The organism is Streptomyces sp. NPDC110618, from assembly GCF_055657065.1.
In genome coordinates, this window is the sequence record NZ_JBVKBN010000005.1 from 255,223 (window position 1) to 278,270 (window position 23,048).

At 71.5% G+C, this 23,048-nt stretch carries 19 protein-coding genes; 13 read left to right on the plus strand and 6 right to left on the minus strand.

All coding sequences use genetic code 11. The features are described from left to right. Positions 1-47: 47 nt before the first annotated feature. The gene (locus ACZ7L7_RS12255) at positions 48-953 is read right to left on the minus strand and encodes a carbohydrate kinase family protein (protein ID WP_471428306.1); all 906 of its coding nucleotides are present in this window, start codon (positions 951-953) and stop codon (positions 48-50) included. Then, entirely contained in the window at positions 950-1,984 is a 1,035-nt protein-coding gene (locus tag ACZ7L7_RS12260; protein ID WP_285513275.1) for a LacI family DNA-binding transcriptional regulator, read from the minus strand. The genes ACZ7L7_RS12255 and ACZ7L7_RS12260 overlap by 4 nt, the downstream gene beginning before the upstream one ends. A gap of 198 nt (positions 1,985-2,182) precedes the next feature. Between ACZ7L7_RS12260 and ACZ7L7_RS12265 the strand changes: the two genes are divergently transcribed. Beyond that, a complete protein-coding gene (locus ACZ7L7_RS12265; RefSeq protein WP_285513276.1) occupies positions 2,183-2,611 on the plus strand; it encodes a Rieske (2Fe-2S) protein in 429 nt (142 codons plus the stop codon). Positions 2,612-2,688: 77 nt separating this feature from the next. Here the strand turns inward: ACZ7L7_RS12265 and ACZ7L7_RS12270 are convergent, their stop codons facing one another. Then, complete coding sequence (locus ACZ7L7_RS12270) at positions 2,689-3,681, minus strand: hypothetical protein (RefSeq protein WP_471428309.1); 993 nt, start codon at positions 3,679-3,681, stop codon at positions 2,689-2,691. Between the two features lie 265 nt (positions 3,682-3,946). Here ACZ7L7_RS12270 and uvrC point away from each other — a divergent pair, with 265 nt between their 5' ends. The 12 genes from uvrC (at position 3,947) to pgi (ending at position 19,372) form a co-directional block, all read left to right on the plus strand. Further along, positions 3,947-5,983: an excinuclease ABC subunit UvrC gene (gene uvrC / locus ACZ7L7_RS12275; RefSeq protein WP_471428311.1), complete on the plus strand. Its 2,037-nt coding sequence runs from the start codon at positions 3,947-3,949 to the stop codon at positions 5,981-5,983. After that, complete coding sequence (rapZ, locus tag ACZ7L7_RS12280) at positions 5,980-6,933, plus strand: RNase adapter RapZ (RefSeq protein WP_285513279.1); 954 nt, start codon at positions 5,980-5,982, stop codon at positions 6,931-6,933. The genes uvrC and rapZ overlap by 4 nt, the downstream gene beginning before the upstream one ends. Then, a complete protein-coding gene (locus ACZ7L7_RS12285; RefSeq protein WP_285513280.1) occupies positions 6,930-7,997 on the plus strand; it encodes a gluconeogenesis factor YvcK family protein in 1,068 nt (355 codons plus the stop codon). Before rapZ ends, ACZ7L7_RS12285 begins: the two co-directional genes overlap by 4 nt. Next, positions 7,988-8,977 carry a DNA-binding protein WhiA gene (whiA, locus tag ACZ7L7_RS12290; RefSeq protein ID WP_285513281.1) on the plus strand — a complete coding sequence of 330 codons (990 nt, stop codon included), beginning with the start codon at positions 7,988-7,990 and terminating at the stop codon, positions 8,975-8,977. The genes ACZ7L7_RS12285 and whiA overlap by 10 nt, the downstream gene beginning before the upstream one ends. 146 nt (positions 8,978-9,123) lie before the next feature. Beyond that, positions 9,124-12,081, plus strand: a complete 2,958-nt coding sequence (locus ACZ7L7_RS12295; RefSeq protein ID WP_285513282.1) for a M14 family metallopeptidase — start codon at positions 9,124-9,126, stop codon at positions 12,079-12,081. A 195-nt stretch (positions 12,082-12,276) separates the two neighbouring features. After that, positions 12,277-13,284, plus strand: a complete 1,008-nt coding sequence (gene gap, locus ACZ7L7_RS12300; RefSeq protein WP_285513283.1) for a type I glyceraldehyde-3-phosphate dehydrogenase — start codon at positions 12,277-12,279, stop codon at positions 13,282-13,284. A gap of 121 nt (positions 13,285-13,405) precedes the next feature. Beyond that, positions 13,406-14,617, plus strand: a complete 1,212-nt coding sequence (locus ACZ7L7_RS12305) for a phosphoglycerate kinase (RefSeq protein WP_285513284.1) — start codon at positions 13,406-13,408, stop codon at positions 14,615-14,617. 6 nt (positions 14,618-14,623) lie between these two features. Further along, positions 14,624-15,400: a triose-phosphate isomerase gene (tpiA, locus tag ACZ7L7_RS12310; RefSeq protein ID WP_471428317.1), complete on the plus strand. Its 777-nt coding sequence runs from the start codon at positions 14,624-14,626 to the stop codon at positions 15,398-15,400. 101 nt (positions 15,401-15,501) lie between these two features. After that, positions 15,502-15,732: a preprotein translocase subunit SecG gene (secG, locus tag ACZ7L7_RS12315; protein WP_015661252.1), complete on the plus strand. Its 231-nt coding sequence runs from the start codon at positions 15,502-15,504 to the stop codon at positions 15,730-15,732. Between the two features lie 246 nt (positions 15,733-15,978). Next, positions 15,979-16,266, plus strand: coding sequence for an RNA polymerase-binding protein RbpA (locus ACZ7L7_RS12320; protein WP_004002138.1), 288 nt, complete (start codon positions 15,979-15,981; stop codon positions 16,264-16,266). A gap of 133 nt (positions 16,267-16,399) precedes the next feature. Further along, positions 16,400-17,665 carry an MFS transporter gene (locus ACZ7L7_RS12325; RefSeq protein WP_285513286.1) on the plus strand — a complete coding sequence of 422 codons (1,266 nt, stop codon included), beginning with the start codon at positions 16,400-16,402 and terminating at the stop codon, positions 17,663-17,665. A 54-nt stretch (positions 17,666-17,719) separates the two neighbouring features. Then, on the plus strand, positions 17,720-19,372 hold the full coding sequence (gene pgi / locus ACZ7L7_RS12330; protein WP_472075750.1) for a glucose-6-phosphate isomerase: 1,653 nt from the start codon (positions 17,720-17,722) through the stop codon (positions 19,370-19,372). 52 nt (positions 19,373-19,424) lie between these two features. On the opposite strand, the gene ACZ7L7_RS12335 is transcribed toward pgi, so the two are convergent. The 3 genes from ACZ7L7_RS12335 to ACZ7L7_RS12345 are packed head-to-tail and all read right to left on the minus strand — an operon-like array spanning position 19,425 to position 23,014. Continuing rightward, a complete protein-coding gene (locus tag ACZ7L7_RS12335) occupies positions 19,425-21,710 on the minus strand; it encodes an FtsX-like permease family protein (protein WP_285513288.1) in 2,286 nt (761 codons plus the stop codon). Positions 21,711-21,749: 39 nt separating this feature from the next. Continuing rightward, a complete protein-coding gene (locus tag ACZ7L7_RS12340; protein ID WP_453605921.1) occupies positions 21,750-22,502 on the minus strand; it encodes an ABC transporter ATP-binding protein in 753 nt (250 codons plus the stop codon). Further along, on the minus strand, positions 22,499-23,014 hold the full coding sequence (locus ACZ7L7_RS12345; protein WP_285513290.1) for a PadR family transcriptional regulator: 516 nt from the start codon (positions 23,012-23,014) through the stop codon (positions 22,499-22,501). Before ACZ7L7_RS12345 ends, ACZ7L7_RS12340 begins: the two co-directional genes overlap by 4 nt. Positions 23,015-23,048 lie beyond the last annotated feature (34 nt).

Sequence of the window (23,048 nt, forward strand, 5' to 3'; positions counted from 1 at the left end):
CCCCGCGGAGACCTTCCGCGGGGGCGCTTCGCCGTTCAGCCCGTGGGTCAGGCCAGCTCGGCCGCGTACGGGGGTTCCGCCCCCGCGCGGGAGCAGGTGATCGCCGCCGCGCGCGCCGCGAACCGCAGCAGCCCGGTCCAGTCCTCCGCGCCGAGCCCGGCCAGCGCCTCGGGGGAGAGGGCGTCCCGTACGGCCAGCCCGTGCAGCAGGGCCGCGTTCACGGTGTCCCCGGCCCCGATGGTGTCCACGACCTCGACCTTCTCGCCCGGCACGGAGTACTCGGAGCCGTCACGGGTGAAGACGGTGAGCCCGTCACCCCCGTGGGTGATCACCACGGCCGCAGGGCCCTCGGCCAGCCACTCGCGCGGGGTGCCGCCGAGCCATTCGGCGTCCTCCGCGGAGAGCTTCAGCAGCGACACCGACGGCAGCCAGCCGCGGAACCTGGCCCGGTAGGCGTCCGGGTCGGGTATCAGCCCCGGCCGGATGTTCGGGTCGAGGGCCGTGAAGACGCCCTGCGCCGCTGCCTTCCGCAGCAACTGCTCGTAGGCGGAGGCGCCCGGTTCCAGGACCAGCGAGCAGGTCCCGAAGGACACCGCGCGCGTGCCTTCGGGCAGCGCGTCCGGAGCGGTGAACAGGCGGTCGGCGGTGCCGTCGACGTAGAAGGAGTACGCCGCGGAGCCGCCGTCGTCGATGGTGGCGACCGCCAGCGTGGTCGGCTCCGGCCCGCGCTGGACGTGCGAGACGTCCACTCCGGCCTGCCGCAGCCCGTCCAGCAGGGCCTCGCCGAAGGCGTCGAGGGAGGTCCGGGAGCAGAAGGCGGTGGGGGAGCCGAGGCGGCCGAGGGCGACGGCCGTGTTGTAGGGGCCGCCGCCGAGCGCCGGGCGCAGGCTCGCCAGGGCGCCCGTGCCCTGCGGCACGAGGTCGATCAGGGCCTCACCGGCGACGACGATCACGGGACGGTTCCTTTCGCGGGGGGCTGCTCGGGGCAGCCGCACGAGGTGCGGTGGACGAAGGCGCAGTCCAGCCGCACGGTCCGGGCGGGCCGGTCCGGCTCGGCGAGCCGGTCCAGGAGCACCTGTACGGCGCGGGCGCCGATCTCCCTGCTGGGCTGGGCGATCGCGGTGAGCCGGGGCGTGAACAGATCCGCCCAGGCGAAGTCGTCGAAGCAGCACAGGGCGATGTCGTCGGGCACGGAAAGCCCGTGCGCGCGCAGGCTGCGCAGGGCGCCGATGGTCATCGCGTTGTTGGCGGTCACCAGGGCCGTGGGCGGAGCGGCGAGGGAGAGCAGCGCGTCGGTGGCGCGCTCGGCGCCGGCGGACTCCGAGTCGCCGTGCACGACCAGCCGCTCGTCGTGGGCGAGTCCGGCGTGCGCGAGGCCGTGCCGGTAGCCGGTGATCCGCTCGCGGGTGGTGCTGAGCCCGGGGCGGCCCGCGACCAGGCCGATCCGCCGGTGGCCCAGCTCGGCGAGATGGGTGACCAGCCGGGTCGTCGGTTCGGCGCTCTCGGCGCACACCTGGTCGAAGAGCGGCCCGGCGTCGTCGACCAGCCGATCGAGGAACACGGTCGGCACCGAGTGGCGGCGCAGGTAGGCCAGGAGGGCCTCGGGCTCGGCGGACGGAGCGACGATCATGCCGTCCACCCGCCGCTCGTGCAGCAGCTGGACCGCCTTGCGCTCGTGCTCGGGGTCGTCGTGCGGGTCCGCGATGAGCAGGCCGTACCCGTGCTCCAGGGCGGCGGCCTCCACGCCCTGGAGGATCTCGGTGAAGTACGGATTGCTGATCGCCGACACCGCGAGGCCGATGGAGCGGGTGCGGGCGGTCACCAGGGAGCGGGCGAGGGAGTTCGGGGTGTAGCCGAGCCGTTCGACCGCGTCCAGGACGGCCTGGCGGGTGTGCGGGAGGACCGGGCGGGTGCCGTTGAGGACGTGCGAGACCGTCGCCACGGAGACGCCCGCGTCCCGGGCCACATCGGCCATGGTCGCCATCGCGTGCCTCCCCTTCCCGGACTGTCCCTGTGATGCCTCTGGCCGGGAAGGTATCGCATCCGACGGCAGACGTAAACGTTTACGCAAGCGCTTACGTGCGGCCGGGGCCGTACTCGCTCCCACTCCGACCCCGCCCCGGCCCGGGGAGCACCGCCCGGTATCGTCGCGTTGCCCGCCCTTTGACCTGTGGAGACCCGCATGACCGGCCACCCGACCCCGTCCCGCCGTACCGTCCTGCGCGGAGCGGCCCTCGCCCCCGTCGCCGGGCTGGGCCTGGCCGCGTGCTCGCCGGGCGGGGAGACGGTGGACGCCGAACCGACCGCGCCGGTCGACCTGGGCGCGGAGAGCGAGGTCACCGAGGGCGGCGCGAAGCTCTACAAGGACCACAACGTGGTCGTCAGCCGGGACGACAAGGGCGCCCTGAAGGCGTACAGCACGATCTGCACGCACGCGCGGTGCCCCATCAACAACCTGGAGGGGACGAAGCTCGTCTGCTCCTGCCACGGCAGCGAGTTCGACGCCACGAACGGCGAGGTGCTGCGCGAGCCCGCGAGCGTCCCGCTCAAGGAGCTGCCGGTGGAGGCCAAGGGCGGCCGGATCGTGGTGAGCCCGGCGACCGACGCCTGATCCGCCCGATCAGCTGTACCGCCCGATCATCGGTCCCGCCCGATCATCGGTCCCGTCCGCTCAGCCGTCCCGTCCGCTCACTCCCAGTCCCAGCCGATCCCCACGATCCCGGTCCGCAGGCGCGGCTCGACGAGGTGCACGGAGTGGTGCAGCGGGCTGAGCGGGAGTTCCTGCCGGCCGCTGCGCGGGGCCGCCGCCGAGTGCTGGACGAACCGGTGGCAGCGCAGCGGCAGTTGGCGCCCGTCGAAGCGGACCTGGAGCGCGTACTGGCCGCCCGCCTGGCGGAACCCGCGCGCGTACTCTCGGGACACCCCGGCCGTGCCGTCCTCGACGCCGTACCGGAAGAGGAAGGTGTCTCCGGAGCGCAGCCGGGTGCCGAAGAGCAGTTCGGCGGCCAGGACTCCGGTGTCGTGGTGGGTCAGGACCCGGCCGGTGCGGCAGTTCTCCAGTGCCTGGACCCGCATCAGGTCGGGCGTACAGCCCGGGTCGCCGTGGTAGACGGCCACGAAGCGGTCGACGCCGTCGCGGTGGGAGCGCACGATGTGCTGTGCCTCGCGGCCCGCCAGCTCGCGCCGCGCGCCGACCCGTATCCGCTCGTGCAGTCCGAGAAGGTGCAGACCGCCGTCGACCGGGGCCCCCAGGTCGGCCAGCAGCGAGGCCAGGACGCCGTCGGCCTCGACGAGGGAGCGGTAGGAGCGGGCCGCGGGAGGGTGTTCGCCCGCCGTGTCCTCGCTCTCGGCGAGCAGGCGGATCAGGGACTCCTCGGGGAGCTGGAGTATCTCCTCCAGCGCGCGCACCGCGCGCAGCGACTCGGGGCGCTGGGGTCTGCGGGCGCCCTGCTGCCAGTAACTGAGACTGGTGACGCCGACCTTGACCCCGTAGCGCGAGAGATGGTGCTGGACGCGCTGGAGGGGGAGCCCGCGTGCGGCGATGGCGGCGCGCAGGGCGACGTGGAAGGGGCCGCCGTTCAGTACCGCGTTCAGTTCCTGGTCCGGCTTCGCGTCCCTGTCCGCGTCCGGCTCCGCGGTGGCGACGGCGGCGGCGTCCGCGTGCTGGGGGGCCTGCGGCATGCGGGGGCCTTTCTGTGAAGCGTTCACGACGGCTGGTCGGACCGAGCGTGCGGGCGAGGGGGCGGGCCCGAGTTCCCCCGCATTGAAGCGTGTTGACCAAGCCCCGACAACACCTGAAGCCGAACCACCGTGTTCGATTGGCCGGTCATGCACTTGTTGTACGCGCCACACGCCCTCCCGCCGGCGCCCCGCCACCCCGGCGGCCGCCCCCGCCGTCGTCCACAGCCCCGCCGTGCTGTCACCCCTCGCCAGTAGGGTGTGAAGCATGGCCGACCCCTCCAGCTACCGCCCCCGGCCGGGACAGATCCCGGACTCTCCCGGGGTCTACCGCTTCCGCGACGAGCACCGCCGGGTGATCTACGTCGGAAAGGCGAAGAGCCTGCGCCAGCGCCTGGCCAACTACTTCCAGGACCTGGCCGGGCTCCACCCCCGAACCCGGAGCATGGTCACCACGGCCGCGTCCGTGGAGTGGACGGTGGTGTCCACGGAGGTCGAGGCGCTCCAGCTGGAGTACTCCTGGATCAAGGAGTACGACCCCCGGTTCAACGTCAAGTACCGCGACGACAAGAGCTACCCGTACCTCGCGGTGACGATGAACGAGGAGTTCCCGCGCGTGCAGGTGATGCGCGGTCACAAGAAGAAGGGCGTGCGCTACTTCGGTCCGTACGCGCACGCGTGGGCCATCCGCGACACCGTCGACCTGCTGCTGCGCGTTTTCCCCGTGCGGACCTGTTCGGCCGGCGTCTTCAAGAACGCCGCCCGCACCGACCGCCCCTGTCTGCTCGGCTACATCGGCAAGTGCTCCGCGCCCTGCGTGGGCCGTGTCTCGCCCGAGGAGCACCGCGAACTCGCCGATGAGTTCTGCGACTTCATGGCCGGCCGCACCGGCACGTATCTGCGCCGTCTGGAGAAGCAGATGATGCGGGCGGCCGACGAGATGGAGTACGAGCGGGCCGCCCGGCTGCGCGACGACATCGAGGCCCTGAAGAAGGCCATGGAGAAGAACGCGGTCGTGCTCGCCGACGCGACCGACGCCGACCTGATCGCCGTCGCCGAGGACGAGCTGGAGGCGGCGGTGCAGATCTTCCACGTCCGCGGCGGACGCGTGCGCGGCCAGCGCGGCTGGGTCACCGACAAGGTCGAGGAGATCACCACCGGCGCCCTCGTCGAGCACGCCCTGCAGCAGCTCTACGGCGAGGAGAGCGGCGACGCCGTCCCCAAGGAGGTCCTCGTCCCCGCCCTGCCCGACCCGGTGGAGCCGGTCCAGCAGTGGCTCACCGAGCGCCGCGGCTCCAACGTGTCGCTGCGCATCCCGCAGCGCGGCGACAAGAAGGCGCTGATGGAGACCGTCGCGCGCAACGCCCTTCAGGCCCTCGCGCTGCACAAGACCAAGCGTGCCTCCGACCTGACCACGCGCTCGCGCGCGCTGGAGGAGATCGCCGACGCCCTCGGCCTGGACAGCGCCCCCCTGCGCATCGAGTGCTATGACATCTCCCACCTCCAGGGCGACGACGTGGTGGCCTCCATGGTCGTCTTCGAGGACGGTCTGCAGCGCAAGAGCGAGTACCGCCGCTTCCAGATCCGCGGCTTCGCCGGACAGGACGACGTGCGGTCCATGCACGAGGTGATCTCCCGCCGCTTCAAGCGCTACATCGCCGAGAAGGAGAAGACCGGCGAGTGGGTGGACGAGGAGTCCGCCGCCCCCGGCGAGAACGGCCTGAAGGACGACGACGGCCGTCCCAAGAAGTTCGCCTACCCGCCCCAGCTCGTGGTCGTCGACGGCGGGCAGCCCCAGGTCGCCGCCGCCAAGCGGGCCCTGGACGAGCTGGGCATCGACGACATCGCCGTGTGCGGCCTGGCCAAGCGCCTGGAGGAGGTCTGGCTGCCCGGCGAGGACGACCCGGTCGTCCTGCCCCGCACCAGCGAGGGCCTCTACCTGCTCCAGCGGGTCCGCGACGAGGCCCACCGCTTCGCCATCACCTACCAGCGCGCCAAGCGCGCCAAGCGCTTCCGGTCCTCTCCGCTGGACGACGTACCGGGCCTCGGCGAGACCCGCAAACAGGCGCTGATCAAGCACTTCGGTTCCGTCAAGAAGCTCCGGTCGGCGACAATCGATCAGATCTGCGAGGTTCCGGGCATAGGCCGTAAAACGGCCGAGACCATCGCCGCGGCCTTCGCCCGGGCGGTCCCGCCCGCGCCCGCCGTCAACACGGCGACTGGAGAGATCATGGAAGACATGGAAGACGGGGCGCCCGACCCGACCGAGGGCACCCCGGACGAACGACGGGGGCAGGAGACATGACCGAGCAGGACAAGCAAGAGCGACCAGAACGACCCCAGGAAAACGGAGCACAGGTGAGTACCGGCGAGAACGTCGTGGTCCCCGAGGCCGCCATCCCCGAGCTGGTGATCATCTCCGGCATGTCCGGAGCGGGTCGCTCCACGGCCGCGAAGTGTCTGGAGGACCTCGGCTGGTTCGTGGTCGACAACCTGCCGCCCGCGCTGATCCCCACCATGGTGGAGCTCGGCGCCCGCTCCCAGGGCAATGTCGCCCGCATCGCGGTCGTCGTCGACGTCCGCGGCCGCCGCTTCTTCGACAACCTCCGCGAGTCGCTCGCCGACCTCGACACCCGGGGTGTCACCCGGCGCATCGTGTTCCTGGAGTCCTCCGACGAGGCCCTGGTGCGCCGCTTCGAGTCGGTGCGCAGACCGCACCCCCTCCAGGGCGACGGCCGCATCGTCGACGGCATCGCCGCCGAGCGCGAGCTGCTGCGCGAGCTGCGCGGCGACGCCGACCTGGTGATCGACACCTCCAGCCTCAACGTGCACGAGCTGCGCGCCAAGATGGACGCCCAGTTCGCCGGCGAGGAGGAGCCCGAGCTGCGGGCCACCGTGATGTCCTTCGGCTTCAAGTACGGCCTGCCCGTCGACGCCGACCTCGTCGTCGACATGCGCTTCCTGCCCAACCCGCACTGGGTCCCGGAGCTGCGCCCCTACACCGGCCTGAACGAGGAGGTGTCGGCGTACGTCTTCAACCAGCCCGGCGCCAAGGAGTTCCTCGACCGGTACACCGAGCTGTTGCAGCTGGTTGCCGCGGGCTACCGTCGTGAGGGCAAGCGCTACGTGACCATCGCGGTCGGCTGCACGGGCGGCAAGCACCGCTCGGTGGCCACCTCGGAGAAGCTCGCCGCCCGGCTCGCCGCGCAGGGTGTGGAGACGGTGGTGGTCCACCGGGACATGGGACGCGAATGACAGGACGTACACCGCGGCTGATCCGGGTGGGCCGGGTCGTACCGGTGGGGCGGATCGGCCGCCCCGTGGAGGCCCGCGGCGGCCGGCCGCGCCGCCGGGGCACCCAGCCCAAGGTCGTCGCCCTCGGCGGCGGCATGGGGCTGTCCGCCTCACTGGCCGCACTGCGCCGGATCACCGGCGACCTCACCGCCGTCGTCACCGTGGCCGACGACGGCGGCTCCAGCGGGCGCCTGCGCGCCGAGCTGGGCGTACTGCCGCCCGGTGACCTGCGCAAGGCGCTGGCCGCGCTGTGCGGCGACGACGACTGGGGCCAGACCTGGTCCCGGGTGATCCAGCACCGCTTCACCTCCCACGGCGATCTGCACGACCACGCGCTCGGCAATCTGCTGATCGTCGCCCTGTGGGAGCAGCTCGGCGACCACGTCCAGGCCCTGGACCTGGTCGGCAAGCTGCTCGGCGCGCACGGGCGCGTGCTGCCCATGTCCGCCGTGCCCCTGGAGCTCCAGGCGCTGGTCAAGGGCCACGACCCGGAGCGGCCCGACCAGGTCGACACCGTGCGCGGACAGGCCACCGTCGCCCTCACCCCGGGCGAGGTGCAGTCCGTGCACCTGGTCCCGAACGACCCGCCCGCCGTCCCCGAGGCCGTCGAGGCGGTCCTGGACGCGGACTGGGTGGTGCTGGGCCCCGGCTCCTGGTTCTCCTCCGTCATCCCGCATCTGCTGGTGCCCCAGCTGCTGGACGCGCTGACCGAGACCAAGGCCCGCCGGGTACTCTCGCTGAACCTCGCTCCGCAGCCCGGAGAAACCGAAGGTTTCTCCCCGCAGCGTCATTTGGAGGTTTTGGGACGACACGCCCCTAAACTCGCCCTGGACGTGGTGCTGGCCGACGAGGCCGCCGTGCCCGACCGTGAGGTCCTCACCGAGGCCGCCAAGCGGTTCGGGGCCGCGGTCGAGCTGGCTCCGGTCGCCCGGAGGGACGGAACCCCGCGGCACGACCCGGAGCTGCTCGCCGCCGCGTACGACCGTATTTTTCGGATGCATGGAAGGATCGGCCCATGGCGATGACGGCAGCGGTGAAGGACGAGATCTCCCGGCTCCCCGTCACCCGGACCTGCTGCAGAAAGGCGGAGGTCTCCGCCATTCTGCGGTTCGCCGGCGGCCTCCACCTGGTCAGCGGGCGCATCGTGATCGAGGCGGAGCTGGACACCGCGATGGCCGCCCGGCGGCTCAAGCGGGACATCCTGGAGATCTTCGGCCATGCCTCCGAACTGATCGTGATGGCGCCGGGCGGGCTGCGCCGCGGCTCGCGCTACGTCGTCCGGGTCGTCGCGGGCGGTGACCAGCTGGCCCGGCAGACCGGCCTGGTCGACGGGCGGGGCCGCCCGATCCGCGGGCTGCCCCCGCAGGTCGTCTCCGGCGCCACGTGCGACGCCGAGGCCGCCTGGCGCGGCGCCTTCCTGGCGCACGGCTCGCTCACCGAGCCGGGCCGCTCCTCCTCCCTGGAGGTCACCTGCCCCGGCCCCGAGGCCGCGCTGGCCCTCGTCGGCGCCGCCCGCCGCCTGTCCATCGCCGCCAAGGCCCGTGAGGTGCGCGGCGTGGACCGCGTGGTCGTCCGCGACGGCGACGCCATCGGCGCGCTGCTCACCCGGCTCGGCGCCCATGAGTCGGTGCTGGCCTGGGAGGAGCGCCGGATGCGCCGCGAGGTACGGGCCACGGCGAACCGGCTCGCCAACTTCGACGACGCCAACCTGCGCCGCTCCGCGCGCGCCGCGGTCGCCGCCGGTGCCCGGGTCCAGCGGGCCCTGGAGATCCTCGGCGACGACGTTCCCGAGCACCTCGCCGCCGCGGGACGGCTGCGCATGGAGCACAAGCAGGCCTCGCTGGAGGAGCTGGGCGCGCTCGCCGACCCGCCGCTGACCAAGGACGCTGTCGCCGGCCGTATCCGCCGGCTGCTCGCCATGGCCGACAAGCGCGCCCAGGACCTCGGCATCCCGGGCACGGAGTCCAGCATCACCGAGGAGATGGCCGACAATCTCGTCGGCTGACGTCTGCTCAGAACGCCGGTGAACGGGTCCACTTGGGGGACGTTCACCGGCGTTTTCGTGGCTGTGAGGCGCCCTTGACTCGATCTTGGAGTGACATGAGCCTGGCAACTGTTCGCTGACGTGGCGAACCCACGCTAGGGGGGTTCATGAGACACAGAGCGAGATCGATCCTCGCTGTCGGCGCGCTCCTGATCGGCGGAGCGAGCATCGCACCCATCGCCCAGGCACAGGACGAGAACCCGGACTCACCCGGTCCGGAGCAGGTCAAGGTCTTCCGCGCCGAGGTCACCAAGAAGCAGATCCCGCTGCTGCTCGCCGCCGGACAGGACGGCCACGAACTCGGCGAGCGGGCCCCCGACAAGGGCACCGCCACGGTCGAGGTCTACCTCACCGACAAGCAGGCCGAGAAGCTTCAGGATCAGGGCGTACGGCTCACCGAGCACGACCTGTCCGGCAAGGCCGAGCGGCGCGTCGAGGCCGCCGCGGAGGGTGTCTTCCGCCCGTACAGCGGCAGCGGCGGCCTGAAGGAGGAGATCCTGCGCACCGGCCGGGACAACCCCGGTCTGACCAAGGTCGTCTCCATCGGGAAGACGATCAGCGGCCAGGACATCCTCGCGGTGAAGCTCACCAAGAATGCCAAGCACGTCAAGGACGGCTCCCGGCCCGCCGTGCTGTACATGTCCAACCAGCACGCGCGCGAGTGGATCACCCCGGAGATGACCCGGCGGCTGCTGCACCACTACCTGGACAACTACCGCACGGACAAGCGGATCAAGAAGATCGTCGACAGCACCGAGCTGTGGTTCGTGCTCTCGGCCAACCCCGACGGCTACGACTACACCTTCCGCGCCGACGGCGACCGCCTCTGGCGCAAGAACCTCCGTGACGTCAACGCCGACGGAGTCATCGGCAACGGCGACGGCGTCGACCTCAACCGCAACTTCCCCTACAAGTGGGGCTACGACGACGAGGGCTCCTCGCCGCACCCCGCCAGCCAGACCTACCGCGGCGCGTCCCCCGGCTCGGAGCCGGAGACCAAGGCCATCGACGCCCTGCAGAAGCGCATCGGCTTCTCCTTCGGCATCAACTACCACTCGGCCGCCGAACTCCTCCTCTACGGTGTCGGCTGGCAGGTCGCCACCGACACCCCCGACGACGTCATGTACAAGGCGCTCGCCGGAACCCCCGGCGACTCCGCGATCCCCGGCTACCACCCGCAGGTCTCCTCGGAGCTGTACACCACCAACGGCGAGGCCGACGGACACGCCTCCAACGTCAACGGCATGGCGATGTTCACCCCCGAGATGTCGACCTGCCAGACCGCCTCCGACGTCGACTCCGACGACGAGTGGCGCGCCTCCGACTGCCGGTCGGTCTTCACCTTCCCGGACGACGAGAAGCTGATCCAGCAGGAGTTCGCCAAGAACATCCCCTTCGCGCTCTCCGTGGCCGAGTCCGCCGCCCACCCCGACCGGCCGGTCTCCGCGATCGGCGCCGAGGCCGCCGACTTCACCCCGGCGCCCTTCACCACGTCGTACGCGCGCGGCGCCGACCAGGAGGTCTCCGTCGTCGCCCGCAAGTCGCTGCGCGACAAGGAGCTCAAGTACCGCGTCAACGGCGGCCGTACGCACGACATGGCGCTCAAGCGGTGGAAGGGCGGCGAGACCTTCGGAGGCGAGGACAACCTCCACTTCGACGAGTACCGCGCCAAGGTCGCCGACGGCGATGTCGGCGACAGGGTCGAGGTGTGGTTCACCGCCGAGACCCGCGACGGCAAGAAGGTCTCCAGCGAACGCTTCACCTACACCGTGGCCGAACGCCCGCGTGCGGACGTCCTCGTCGTCGCCGAGGAGGGCGCCGCGGCCACCCAGACCAAGACCTACGTCGACGCCCTGAAGGCGAACGGCCACCGGGCCGCCGTCTGGGACGTCGCCACCCAGGGCGCGCCGCACGCGCTCGGCGTGCTCGGCCACTTCGACACGGTCGTCCACTACACCGGCGCCTCCACCCCCGGCAACGCCACCCAGCTCCAACTGCGCGCCTACCTCAACGAGGGCGGCAAGCTGATCGAGGCCGGCGAACTGGCCGGCGGCAGCGTCAGCCTCGCCGACGGCACCCCGTCCAACGACTTCAGCCAGTACTACCTCGGCGCCTACACCCGTACGTCGCTGCCCGGGGCCACCGCCTTCGAGGGCTCCGGCGCACTCGCGGGCGCCAAGGGCACGCTGGCCGGGGCGCCGGGCAACCCGCTGAACGCGGCCGGGACCTACAGCGTCACCTCCGAGACCCTGGCCCCGGACAGGTTCCCGCAGTTCGCCAGCTCCGGCGCGGGCGGATACCCGGGCACGGTCAACCCGTACGGCCCGTACGAGGGCGAGGCCATGGCGGCCGTCACGCACAGCGACTACGCCTGGAACCGGCTCACCCGCACCGTCGACCTCACCTCGGTCACCGCGGCACAGGCGCCCACCCTGCGCGCCCGCATGCTGTGGAGCACCGAGCCGGGCTACGACCACGCCGTGCTGGAGGCCCGGACGGCGGGCGGCGACGACTGGACCACGCTGCCGGAACTCGGCGGCGCGACCGGCACCGCGGTGCCCGACGAGTGCTCGGCCGGGTTCTTCCTCCAGGCCCACCCGGCGCTCGGCCGGTACCTGACGCTCGACGGCGGCGCCTGCACGGCGAGCGGCAGGAGCGGCGCCTGGAACAGCTTCACCGGGGCCTCGGACGGCTGGCAGGAGGTCTCCTTCGACCTGTCCGCGTACGCGGGCCGGACCGTGGAGCTCTCCTTCAGCTACATCACCGACCCCGGTTCCGGCGGGCGCGGCGTCCTCGTCGACAACGCCTCCGTCGTGATCGGCGGCAGCGCGGCCGAGACCGAGGGCTTCGAGACCTCGCTCGGCGCCTGGACCACCCCCGGCCCGCCCGCGGGCAGCCCCGCGGTGGTCAAGGACTGGTCGCGCGCGGGTCAGCTCTTCCGGACCTACGGCGCGGTCACCACCCACGACACCGTGCTGCTGGGCTTCGGCCTGGAGCACGTCGTCGCCCCGGCCGACCGGGCGGCACTGCTCCGTGAGGCGCTCACCTCCCTCGACTCCGAGTGACGAAAAGATGACGAGGAGTCAACCCTGAGGGGCGGTCCGTACCCCTACTGGCGGGTACGGACCGCCTGCCCGTGTATGGGGCATCTCGATGTCACCAAGGGGGCCTCAGAGAGGTAGGGTCATAGGCGGTCGGGGACATCCCAAATACAGCTCGCCGGCACCGCATGGCCGGCGTACCAACGAGGAGATCGGTTCGTGACGATCCGCGTAGGCATCAACGGCTTCGGCCGCATCGGTCGTAACTACTTCCGCGCGCTGCTGGAGCAGGGTGCTGACATCGAGATCGTGGCTGTCAACGACCTGGGTGACACCGCGACCACCGCTCACCTGCTGAAGTACGACACCATCCTGGGCCGCCTCAAGCAGGAGGTGACCCACACCGCCGACACCATCACCGTCGACGGTCACACCATCAAGGTCCTGTCCGAGCGCAACCCCGCCGACATCCCGTGGGGCGAGCTGGGCGTCGACATCGTCATCGAGTCGACCGGCATCTTCACGAAGAAGGCCGACGCCGAGAAGCACATCGCGGGCGGCGCCAAGAAGGTCCTCATCTCGGCTCCGGCCACCGGTGAGGACATCACCATCGTGATGGGCGTCAACCACGACAAGTACGACGCGGCCAACCACCACGTCATCTCCAACGCCTCCTGCACCACCAACTGTGTGGCGCCGATGGCGAAGGTCCTCGACGAGAACTTCGGCATCGTCAAGGGTCTGATGACGACGGTCCACGCGTACACCAACGACCAGCGCATCCTGGACTTCCCGCACAAGGACCTGCGCCGCGCCCGCGCCGCCGCCGAGAACATCATCCCGACCACGACGGGTGCCGCGAAGGCCACCGCCCTGGTCCTGCCCCAGCTCAAGGGCAAGCTCGACGGCATCGCGATGCGCGTCCCGGTCCCCACCGGTTCCGCCACCGACCTGGTCGTGGAGCTGGAGCGCGAGGTCACCAAGGACGAGGTCAACGCCGCGTTCAAGAAGGCCTCCGAGGGCGAGCTGCAGGGCTACCTGTCCTACACCGAGGACGCGATCGTCTCCTCGGACATCGTCAGCGACCCGGCCTCCTGCACCTTCGACTCCTCCCTGACCATGGTCCAGGAGGGCAAGTCGGTGAAGATCCTCGGCTGGTACGACAACGAGTGGGGCTACTCCAACCGCCTCGTCGACCTGACGGTCTTCGTCGGCAACCAGCTCTGATCCACAGAGCGGGCACCTCGATGTGAGTGCGGGGCTCGTGCGGCGCGATGATGCGTTGCACGAGCCCCTACTCGCGTGATCAGCTTTCGCACGACCAGAGCCTCTTCAGGAGTCCCCTTATATGAAGACGATCGACGAACTCCTCGCCGAAGGTGTCGCCGGCAAGCGGGTCTTCGTCCGCGCCGATCTGAACGTGCCGCTGGCCGGCACCACGATCACCGACGACGGCCGGATCCGCGCCGTGCTGCCCACCGTCAAGGCCCTCGCCGAGGCGGGCGCCCGCGTGGTGGTCGCCTCCCACCTGGGCCGTCCCAAGGGCGCCCCGGACCCGGCGTTCTCCCTCGCGCCCGCCGCCGCCCGGCTCGGCGAACTCCTCGGCGCCGACGTCACCTTCGCGACCGACACGGTCGGCGAGTCCGCGCAGGCCGTGGTGGCCGGCCTGGGCGACGGGCAGGTCGCCGTCATCGAGAACCTGCGCTTCAACGCCGGTGAGACCGCCAAGGACGACGCCGAGCGCGCCGCCTTCGCCGAGCAGCTCGCCGCCCTCGCCGACGTGTACGTCGGTGACGGCTTCGGCGCCGTGCACCGCAAGCACGCCTCCGTCTTCGACCTCCCGGCGAAGCTGCCGCACTACGCGGGCTACCTCATCGCCACCGAGGTCGGCGTGCTGAAGAAGCTCACCGAGGACGTCCAGCGGCCCTACGTCGTCGCCCTCGGCGGCGCCAAGGTCTCCGACAAGCTCGCCGTCATCGACCAGCTGCTCGACAAGGCCGACCGGCTGCTCATCGGCGGCGGCATGGCGTACACCTTCCTCAAGGCCAAGGGCTACGAGATCGGCAACTCGCTGCTCCAGGAGGACCAGATCCCGGCCGTCCAGGAGTACCTGGAGCGGGCCGAGAAGAACGGCGTCGAGCTGGTCCTGCCCGTCGACACCCTGGTCGCGGCCGACTTCCCGGACCTGAAGACCAAGGCGCCCGCCAACCCCACCGCCGTCGCCGCGGACGCCATCCCGGCCGGCCAGCAGGGCCTGGACATCGGTCCGGAGACCCGCAAGCTCTACGCCTCGAAGCTCGCCGACGCGGCCACCGTCTTCTGGAACGGCCCCATGGGCGTCTTCGAGCACCCCGACTACGCCGAGGGCACCAAGACGGTCGCCCAGGCTCTCCTCGACTCCCCGGCCTTCACGGTCGTCGGCGGCGGAGACTCCGCCGCCGCCGTGCGCATCCTGGGCTTCGACGAGACCGCATTCGGCCACATCTCGACCGGTGGCGGCGCTTCCCTCGAATACCTCGAAGGCAAGACGCTCCCCGGCCTCGCAGCACTGGAGGACTGACCCTCAATGACCACCCGTACGCCGCTGATGGCGGGCAACTGGAAGATGAACCTCAACCACCTTGAGGCCATCGCCCACGTCCAGAAGCTCGCCTTCGCCCTCGCGGACAAGGACTACGAGGCCGTCGAGGTCGCCGTCCTGCCGCCCTTCACCGACCTGCGCTCCGTGCAGACCCTGGTCGACGGCGACAAGCTCAGGATCAAGTACGGCGCCCAGGACATCTCCGCCCACGACGGCGGCGCCTACACCGGCGAGATCTCCGGCCCCATGCTGGCCAAGCTCAAGTGCACCTACGTGGCCGTCGGCCACTCCGAGCGCCGCCAGTACCACAACGAGACCGACGAGATCGTCAACGCCAAGGTCAAGGCCGCGTACAAGCACGGCGTGACCCCGATCCTGTGCGTCGGCGAGGAGCTGGAGGTCCGTGAGGCCAGCAACCACGTCGCGCACACCCTCGCCCAGGTCGAGGGCGGTCTGAAGGACCTCCCGGCCGAGCAGGCCGAGACCGTCGTGATCGCCTACGAGCCGGTCTGGGCCATCGGCACCGGCAAGGTCTGCGGCGCCGAGGACGCCCAGGAGGTCTGCGCGGCCATCCGCGGCAAGCTCGCCGAGCTGTACTCCCAGGACGTGGCCGACAAGATCCGCATCCAGTACGGCGGCTCGGTCAAGTCCGGCAACGTGGCCGAGATCATGGCCCAGGCCGACATCGACGGCGCCCTGGTCGGCGGTGCCTCCCTGGACGCGGACGAGTTCGTCAAGATCGTGCGCTTCCGCGACCAGTGAGTAGGCCGTAGCGGCGATCCGTCGTACCCTTGCGGGGGCACAGCCCGTGGCTGTGCCCCTGTCGTCCATCCAGATCCGAGGAAGTTGGTCCAGCCGTGGTTATGGGGTTCTCGATCGCCCTGATCGTGTTCAGCGGGCTGCTGATGCTGCTGGTGCTGATGCACAAGGGCAAGGGCGGCGGCCTCTCCGACATGTTCGGTGGCGGCATGCAGTCGTCCGTCGGCGGCTCCTCGGTCGCCGAGCGCAACCTCGACCGGATCACCGTTGTGGTCGGTCTGCTGTGGTTCGCGTGCATTGTCGTGCTCGGCCTTCTGATGAAGGTCAACAACTGACCCACGCGCACATTCCGTACGTAAGGCCCCATGTTCGGTACGCGCGCCAGAGCGCGGCCTATCATGGGGCTTGCGTCTTGATATGGGGCCTGTAACTCCAATCACTGGACGTGCGTTGGGCCTTACGTAGACTGAGGCGCCCGCAACGAAGCGACACGCCGACTCGCTTCGCGGCACCATCACGCAGGGAGTTACACCGTGGCAAGTGGCAACGCGATCCGAGGAAGCCGGGTCGGGGCGGGGCCGATGGGCGAGGCCGAGCGCGGCGAGTCCGCGCCCCGGCTGCGCATCTCCTTCTGGTGCTCCAACGGGCACGAGACTCAGCCCAGCTTCGCCAGCGACGCGCAGGTTCCCGACACCTGGGACTGCCCGCGCTGTGGCTTCCCCGCCGGGCAGGACCGGGACAACCCGCCGGACCCGCCGCGCACCGAGCCGTACAAGACGCATCTGGCGTACGTACGGGAGCGGCGCAGCGACGCGGACGGCGAGGCGATCCTCGCCGAGGCGCTCGCCAAACTGCGCGGCGAGATCTAGCAGTTCACCACCGGCCGGGCACCAAAACGTGCCTGGCCGAAGCTGTCTCACCGGCCACCACCCCGCTGGTCACGGCCGATTGTCAGTGGTGCCCTCTACGGTTTGTGCATCGGGCGAACCGTGAGGGGGAGACGTGGCGGTCGGGACGGGGGAGGTGCGCGCGCCGGCGTGGCGCGGTGGGTTCGGACGGCTGTGGAGCGCCGCCGTGCTCTCCAGCTTCGGCGACGCCCTGCGCACGGCCGCGCTGCCGCTGCTGGCGGCGACCCTGACGCATCGGCCGCTGCTCGTCGCCGCGGTCACCGCCTGCGGCTATCTGCCCTGGATCGTGTTCGGGCTGCTCGGCGGCGCCGTGGCCGACCGGGTGGACCAGCGGCGCGCGATGTGGACGGTCGACGCGGTACGGGGCGCGCTGGTCGCCGCCTTCGCGGTCACTGTCGCGCTCGGGCACGCCTCGATCGGACTGCTGATCGCCTTCGCCTTCGCCCTGACCACGCTGCAGACCCTCTTCGACAACGCCTCCACCGCGCTGCTGCCCGCCCTGGTCGGCCCCACCGAGCTGGGCGGCGCCAACGCCCGGCTGATGACCGGGCAGCGCATCGCGGGCGGCTTGCTCGGCGCCCCCGCGGTGCCCCTGCTGCTCGCCGCCGGGGCCGCGGCACCCTTCGCGGCCGACGCGGTCACCTTCCTGCTCGCCGCCGCCCTGATCGCCTCCCTGCGCACCGCGCCGCCCGAGCGGGCGCGCCGCCCGGTGGGCAGCACCCTGCGCCGGGAGATCACCGAAGGCTTACGCGCCCTGTGGCGGGACCGGGCCCTGCGCGGGCTGTGCGCCGCGACCGCCCTGTGCAACATCGGCATGGGCGCGCTGATCGCCACCCTGGTGCTGCTGGTGACGGGCTGGCTGGACGCCGGCAACACCGGGTACGCGCTCGCGATGACCGCGTACACCGTCGGCAGCCTGGCCGGCGGGGTCGCCGGGGGAGCGGTGGTCGCCCGGGTGGGGCGGGTGCGGGCGGTGCTGCTGGCCGGGACCGCGCAGATCGCCGCGCTCGTCGTCATGGGCTCGGTACGGCATCAGGCCGCGCTCTGTCTCGCGCTCGCCGCGTTCGGGTTCATGGGCATGGTGTGGAACGTCAACACCACGACCCTGATGCAGCAGCGCACCCCCGCCGAACTGCTCGGCCGGGTCAGCTCGGCGTTCCGCACCCTCGGCGTGGCCGGGGCACCGCCCGGCGCGCTCCTCGGCGGCGCCGTCGCCACCGCCTGGGGCCTGAACACCCCCGCGCTGCTCGCCGCCGCGTTCTTCGTCCTGTCCGTGCTCGCGCTGATACCTGTGCCCAGGGCCGACGTACTTGTTGTCGACCCGCACGACGACAGCACGACCGCTCACGTCGCCCGCTGATCAACTAGGTTGGGGATCCGCGGGGACAGGTACGAAAGAAGGCTGAAGTCCGAGATGAACCAAGACGGCCGTACCCGGCTCAACCAGACGCCCGAGTGGACCGCACTGGCCAAGCATCGCGAGCAGCTCGAAGAGGCGGACCTGCGCGCGCTGTTCGCCGCCGACCCCGGGCGCGGCACCGGGTACACGCTCCAGGTCGGCGACCTGTACATCGACTACTCCAAGCACCTCGTCACCGACGAGACACTGCGCCTGCTGCGCGAGCTGGCCGCCGCCACCGATGTGTTCGGGCTGCGCGACGCCATGTTCCGCGGCGAGAAGATCAACACCACCGAGAACCGGGCGGTCCTGCACACCGCGCTGCGCGCCCCGCGCGACGCGGTCATCGAGGTCGACGGGGAGAACGTCGTCCCCGGAGTGCACGCCGTGCTCGACAAGATGAGCGCCTTCGCGAACCGGGTCCGCTCCGGGGAGTGGACCGGCCACACCGGCAAGCGCATCAAGAACGTCGTCAACGTCGGCATCGGCGGCTCCGACCTCGGCCCGGCCATGGCCTACGAGGTGCTGCGGGCCTTCACCGACCGCGATCTGACGGTCCGCTTCGTCTCCAATGTCGACGGCGCCGACCTGCACGAGGCGACCCGCGACCTGGACGCGGCGGAGACGCTGTTCATCATCGCCTCCAAGACCTTCACCACCATCGAGACCATCACCAACGCCACCTCGGCCCGCAACTGGCTGCTGGCCGGGCTGAACGCCGGTCAGGAGGCCGTCGCCCGGCACTTCGTGGCGCTGTCCACGAACACCGAGAAGGTGACCGAGTTCGGCATCGACCCGGCGAACATGTTCGAGTTCTGGGACTGGGTCGGCGGCCGCTACTCCTACGACTCGGCGATCGGCCTCTCCCTGATGATCGCCATCGGCCCGGACCGCTTCCGCGAGATGCTCGACGGCTTCCGGCTGATCGACGAGCACTTCCGCACCGCGCCCGCCGAGGCCAACGCCCCGCTGCTGCTGGGCCTGCTGGGTATCTGGTACGGCAACTTCCACGACGCCCAGTCGCACGCGGTACTGCCCTACAGCCACTACCTGTCCAAGTTCACCGCCTACCTCCAGCAGCTCGACATGGAGTCCAACGGCAAGTACGTGGGCCGGGACGGGCAGCCGGTGGACTGGCAGACCGGGCCGGTGGTGTGGGGCACGCCGGGCACCAACGGGCAGCACGCCTACTACCAGTTGATCCACCAGGGCACCAAGCTGATCCCGGCGGACTTCATCGGGTTCGCCGAGCCGGTTTCGGAGCTGAGTGAGGAGCTCAAGGCGCAGCACGACCTGCTGATGGCCAACTTCTTCGCCCAGACGCAGGCCCTGGCCTTCGGCAAGACCCCGGACGAGGTCCGCGCGGAGGGCGTCCCGGAGGAGCTGGTCGCCCACAAGACCTTCAAGGGCAACCACCCGACGACCACCATCCTCGCCCGCGAACTGACCCCGTCGGTGCTCGGTCAGCTCGTCGCGCTCTACGAGCACAAGGTGTTCGTGCAGGGCGCGGTGTGGAACATCGACTCCTTCGACCAGTGGGGCGTGGAGCTGGGCAAGGTGCTCGCCAAGCGCGTCGAACCCGCGCTCACCGAGGGCGCCGACGTGCCGGGCCTGGACGCCTCCAGCAAGGCGCTGGTCGCCAAGTACCGCGAGCTGCGCGGGCGGTGACACCGACGGCGGGGAGCGGGCGGCGCCGGTCCGTCCGCTTTCCGCCCGGCCGTCACGCCACCGTGTTCAGCGCGTCCGTCAGCCGGTGCCGGGCCGCCCGTGCGGCGGGCACCGCTGCCACGGCGGCCGCTCCCGCCACCGCCGCCGCGCCGAGCGCCAGCAGGATCGCCGCGGGCGGTCCGCTCGCGATACCGGCCCCGACGCCGCTCGAACTGCCCTGGGCGTCGATCAGCCACCGGCCCAGCACACTGCCCAGCGCCGTGCCCACCAGGACCGCGCCGAGCGCCGTGACGGCCGTCGCCGTGACCGTGATGCCGGTGATCTGGCGCGGGGACAGACCGATCGCCTTCAGCGCGAGAAGGTCCCGTTCGCCCTCGCGGACCATGCCGCCGATCGCCGTCAGCAGTTCGATCAGCCCGATCAGGGCGAGCACGGTGATGACGCCGATCACCACACCGCGCAGCGGGGAGAGACTGTCGGCCGGGTTCGGGACCGTGTGCACGTCCAAGTGGCCCCGGCCCTCCTCGGTCAGCCGGGCCGCCACCTCGGAGGCCTCGGCGCCCTTGTCGAGCCGCAGCTCGTAGCGGCTCGGGGTGAGGTCCGGGTCGTTCTCGCGGAGGGTGTCCAGGGACGTGGAGATGGAGCGGCCGGCGTTCTCCGGCTCGATGCTGCGGCCGACGATGTGCAGGATCTGCACGTCGTCGCCCACGGTCATCCGCACCCAGTCGCCGACCTTCGCGTCCAGCAGGTTCAGCAGGCCCTGTCCCGCCACCGCCTCGTCCGGGCCGCGGGCGGCGCGGCCCTCGGCGAGGGCGTGCGGGTAGGGGTTGTCCGCGGTGCCCAGGCCCCGCAGCGCGATCGTGGAGGTCTGGCCCGGGACCAGCGCCGCCACCTCGGCACTCGGGTAGACGGCGGCGACCTGCGGGTCCTCGTCGAGGATCGCGCGGGCCTCCCCGGCGGCGATGCCGGAGTCGGTGTGCACGGTGAGCGCGGTGGGCAGGCCGATCTGCTCGGGGTGGCTGTGGAAGCGGTCGATGGTGCTCCAGGCGCTCAGCGCCACGACGATCAGCAGCAGTGGCAGGGCGAGCCGGGCGACCGTGGCGAGCGTGCGCGGACGGCGGGCGACCGCGGTGTGCCAGCCCAGCACCAGCGCGGGGGGAAGCCGTACCCCCAGCAGCCGCCGGACCGGGCGGGACAGCCCACCGCCCGCCGACGACACCGGCCGGGGCACCGGCACCGGCGGCACCCGGCCCGCCCGCCAGGCCGCGAGCCCGGTCGTGGCCGCGATGAACAGCACCGCGCCGACCGGGACGGCGAACAGCACCACCGCGTGCCCCGGCAGCCCCTGCCACACCCCGACCGCGTCACCGAGCCGCCCCGGCAGCAGAGTGCCCAGCGCCTCGGTGAGCGCCGCCGCGGACACCGCGCCCAGCAGCGCGTAGGCGAGATGCTGCAGCAGATAGACCCGGACCACCTGGCCCGGGGTGAAGCCGACCGCCTTCAGGATCGAGATGTCGCGCAGGTGACCGCGGATCCGGGTGGAGATCGCCCCGTGCACGGCGAGCCCCGCGGCGATCAGCGCGCCCAGCCCGAACAGGCCCAGCACCTGGCCGAGCAGCCGGTCGCTGCCCTGCTCCTCGGCGCGCGCCTGCGTCCAGGTGGAGACCTTGCTGACGGCGCCCGCGCCCAGTTCGGTGACCGCGCGCTGGACCATGTAGTCGGTGTCCTCGGGGTCGGCCAGGCGCAGCCCGGTGACCTGGCCGACCGGGTCGTGCACGGCGGACGGCAGGGCCCAGACCAGCCCGGGGCGCTCGCCGGGCCGGTACCGCAGCTCCGGGCTGTCGGCGACGCCGAGCACGGTCAGTTTCCGGGCGGTGCCGGGGAGGGTGAGGGTGTCGCCGGGGCCCGCGAGCAGGGCGTGGGCGAGCCGGGACTCCAGGACCACGCCGTCGGGGTTCTCCGTGTCCAGCCAGTGCCCCGAGGTGAGCAGCGGGCGGCCGACGGACGGGCGGTCGGGGGTGCCGCGCAGTTCGACCGAGGCGCGGGCGCCGCCTCGGGAGGCCAGGGTGGCGGGGGCGGTGGGGTAGGGGCCGGCGACGGCGGCGACGCCGTCGAGGGCGTTCAGCCGGCCCGCGTCGGCGGTGTCGGCCGTGTGCAGCCAGACATGGGCGCCGCGGGACTGGGTGAACAGGCGCTGCCAGGGGTTGGTGGCGTAGCCGAACAGGGCCGTGGCCAGCAGCAGCGAGACAACCACGCCCGCGGTGGCGAGGACCAGGAACAGCGCCTCGCCGCGGTGTGTGCGCAGATCGGAGTGCGCCCAGCGCAGAGTGGCTCGCATCCGGATCAGGCCCCCAGGAGATCGTCGTAGGCCCGCATGTCAGTCCCTGAGCTCCAGGACGCCCGATATTCCGCCGCGGCGCGGCGGGGCGGTGTCGGTGAGGGCCGCGTCGTCGGCTATTCGGCCGTCGAAGAAGCTGATCACGCGGTCGGCGGCGCTGGCCAGCCGGGCGTCATGGGTGACCAGCAGGATGGTCTGGCCGCGCTGGTGGAACCGGGACAGCAGCCGCATCACCTCGCGGGTGCCCTTGCTGTCCAGGCTGCCGGCGGGTTCGTCGGCGAGCAGCAGCGGGGGGTGGTTGACCAGGGCGCGGGCGAGTGCGACGCGCTGCTGCTCACCGCCGGACAGCTCGCCCGGCATGCTGCGCTCCTTGCCGTCCAGGCCCAGCTCCGCCAGCAGCTCCTCCCGCTCGGCGCGCGCCTTCTTCGGCGGCAGCCCGGCGAGCAGGGCGGGCAGTTCGACATTGTCGGCGACCGACAGGTTGGAGACCAGGTTGAAGAACTGGAAGACGATGCCGATGCGCTTCCTGCGCTCGACCGCCCAGCGGGCCTCGCTCCAGGTGTCGGTGGACACCCCGTCCAGTTCGATCCGGCCGCTGTCCGGGCGCAGCAGGCCGCCCAGCAGATGCAGCAGTGTCGACTTCCCGGCGCCCGACGGGCCGGTGATCGCCACGAACTCACCACGGGTCACGGACAGATCGACACCGCGCACGGCGTGTGCCGGGGCGCCCTCGCCGTAGTGGGTCTTGACCAGGCTCTCGGCGTGCAGCACGGGAGCGGGACTGTCGCTCATTCCAGCTCCTCCAGCTCTTCCTGACAGCGCTCCAGCCAGTCGAGGTCTGCCTGGAGATGCAGCATCGCGCCCTCGATGAGCAGATGCGCTATGCGGTTGTCGCGGTCTTCGGCGGCGGCCAGCTTGGAGAGGCTGCGCATGGTCGTGAGGTACTGGCGCCGCTGTTTGTTGATGAGGGCGATCTGGTCGGCGAGGCCGGTCTGGGGCGCGAGAGCCAGCTTCATGAAGAACTCGTCCCGCACCCGCGGCTCGTCCTCGGTCTCCTCGAACCAGGCGCTCAGCGCCTCGCGCCCGGCGTCCGTGAGGTGGTAGACCTTCTTGTTGGGCCGGCTGGACTGCTCCACGTCCTCGCCCTCGATCAGTCCCGACTTTTCGAGGCGGCCGAGGGTGACGTAGATCTGGCCGACGTTCGGCTGAGGGTACGCCGAGCCCAGCATCCGCTCAAGGTCCTGCTTCAGCTCGTAGCCGTGGGCGGGACCGCGCGCGAGGAGTGCCAGGAGGGGCAGGCGCACTCGTGCTGTCCTCCTCGGGTCTCCGCCAGTGCGA

What these genes read in the sequence shown, in the direction of transcription:
- tpiA (WP_471428317.1), top strand. Translation starts at nt 14,624, where the DNA reads ATGACCACCCGTACGCCGCTGATGGCGGGCAACTGGAAGATGAACCTC.
- ACZ7L7_RS12285 (WP_285513280.1), top strand. Translation starts at nt 6,930, where the DNA reads ATGACAGGACGTACACCGCGGCTGATCCGGGTGGGCCGGGTCGTACCG.
- uvrC (WP_471428311.1), top strand. Translation starts at nt 3,947, where the DNA reads ATGGCCGACCCCTCCAGCTACCGCCCCCGGCCGGGACAGATCCCGGAC.
- pgi (WP_472075750.1), top strand. Translation starts at nt 17,720, where the DNA reads ATGAACCAAGACGGCCGTACCCGGCTCAACCAGACGCCCGAGTGGACC.
- secG (WP_015661252.1), top strand. Translation starts at nt 15,502, where the DNA reads ATGGGGTTCTCGATCGCCCTGATCGTGTTCAGCGGGCTGCTGATGCTG.
- ACZ7L7_RS12295 (WP_285513282.1), top strand. Translation starts at nt 9,124, where the DNA reads ATGAGACACAGAGCGAGATCGATCCTCGCTGTCGGCGCGCTCCTGATC.
- ACZ7L7_RS12320 (WP_004002138.1), top strand. Translation starts at nt 15,979, where the DNA reads ATGGGCGAGGCCGAGCGCGGCGAGTCCGCGCCCCGGCTGCGCATCTCC.
- ACZ7L7_RS12270 (WP_471428309.1), bottom strand. Translation starts at nt 3,681, where the DNA reads ATGCCGCAGGCCCCCCAGCACGCGGACGCCGCCGCCGTCGCCACCGCG.
- ACZ7L7_RS12305 (WP_285513284.1), top strand. Translation starts at nt 13,406, where the DNA reads ATGAAGACGATCGACGAACTCCTCGCCGAAGGTGTCGCCGGCAAGCGG.
- ACZ7L7_RS12335 (WP_285513288.1), bottom strand. Translation starts at nt 21,710, where the DNA reads ATGCGAGCCACTCTGCGCTGGGCGCACTCCGATCTGCGCACACACCGC.
- ACZ7L7_RS12340 (WP_453605921.1), bottom strand. Translation starts at nt 22,502, where the DNA reads ATGAGCGACAGTCCCGCTCCCGTGCTGCACGCCGAGAGCCTGGTCAAG.
- rapZ (WP_285513279.1), top strand. Translation starts at nt 5,980, where the DNA reads ATGACCGAGCAGGACAAGCAAGAGCGACCAGAACGACCCCAGGAAAAC.
- ACZ7L7_RS12265 (WP_285513276.1), top strand. Translation starts at nt 2,183, where the DNA reads ATGACCGGCCACCCGACCCCGTCCCGCCGTACCGTCCTGCGCGGAGCG.
- whiA (WP_285513281.1), top strand. Translation starts at nt 7,988, where the DNA reads ATGGCGATGACGGCAGCGGTGAAGGACGAGATCTCCCGGCTCCCCGTC.
- ACZ7L7_RS12260 (WP_285513275.1), bottom strand. Translation starts at nt 1,984, where the DNA reads ATGGCGACCATGGCCGATGTGGCCCGGGACGCGGGCGTCTCCGTGGCG.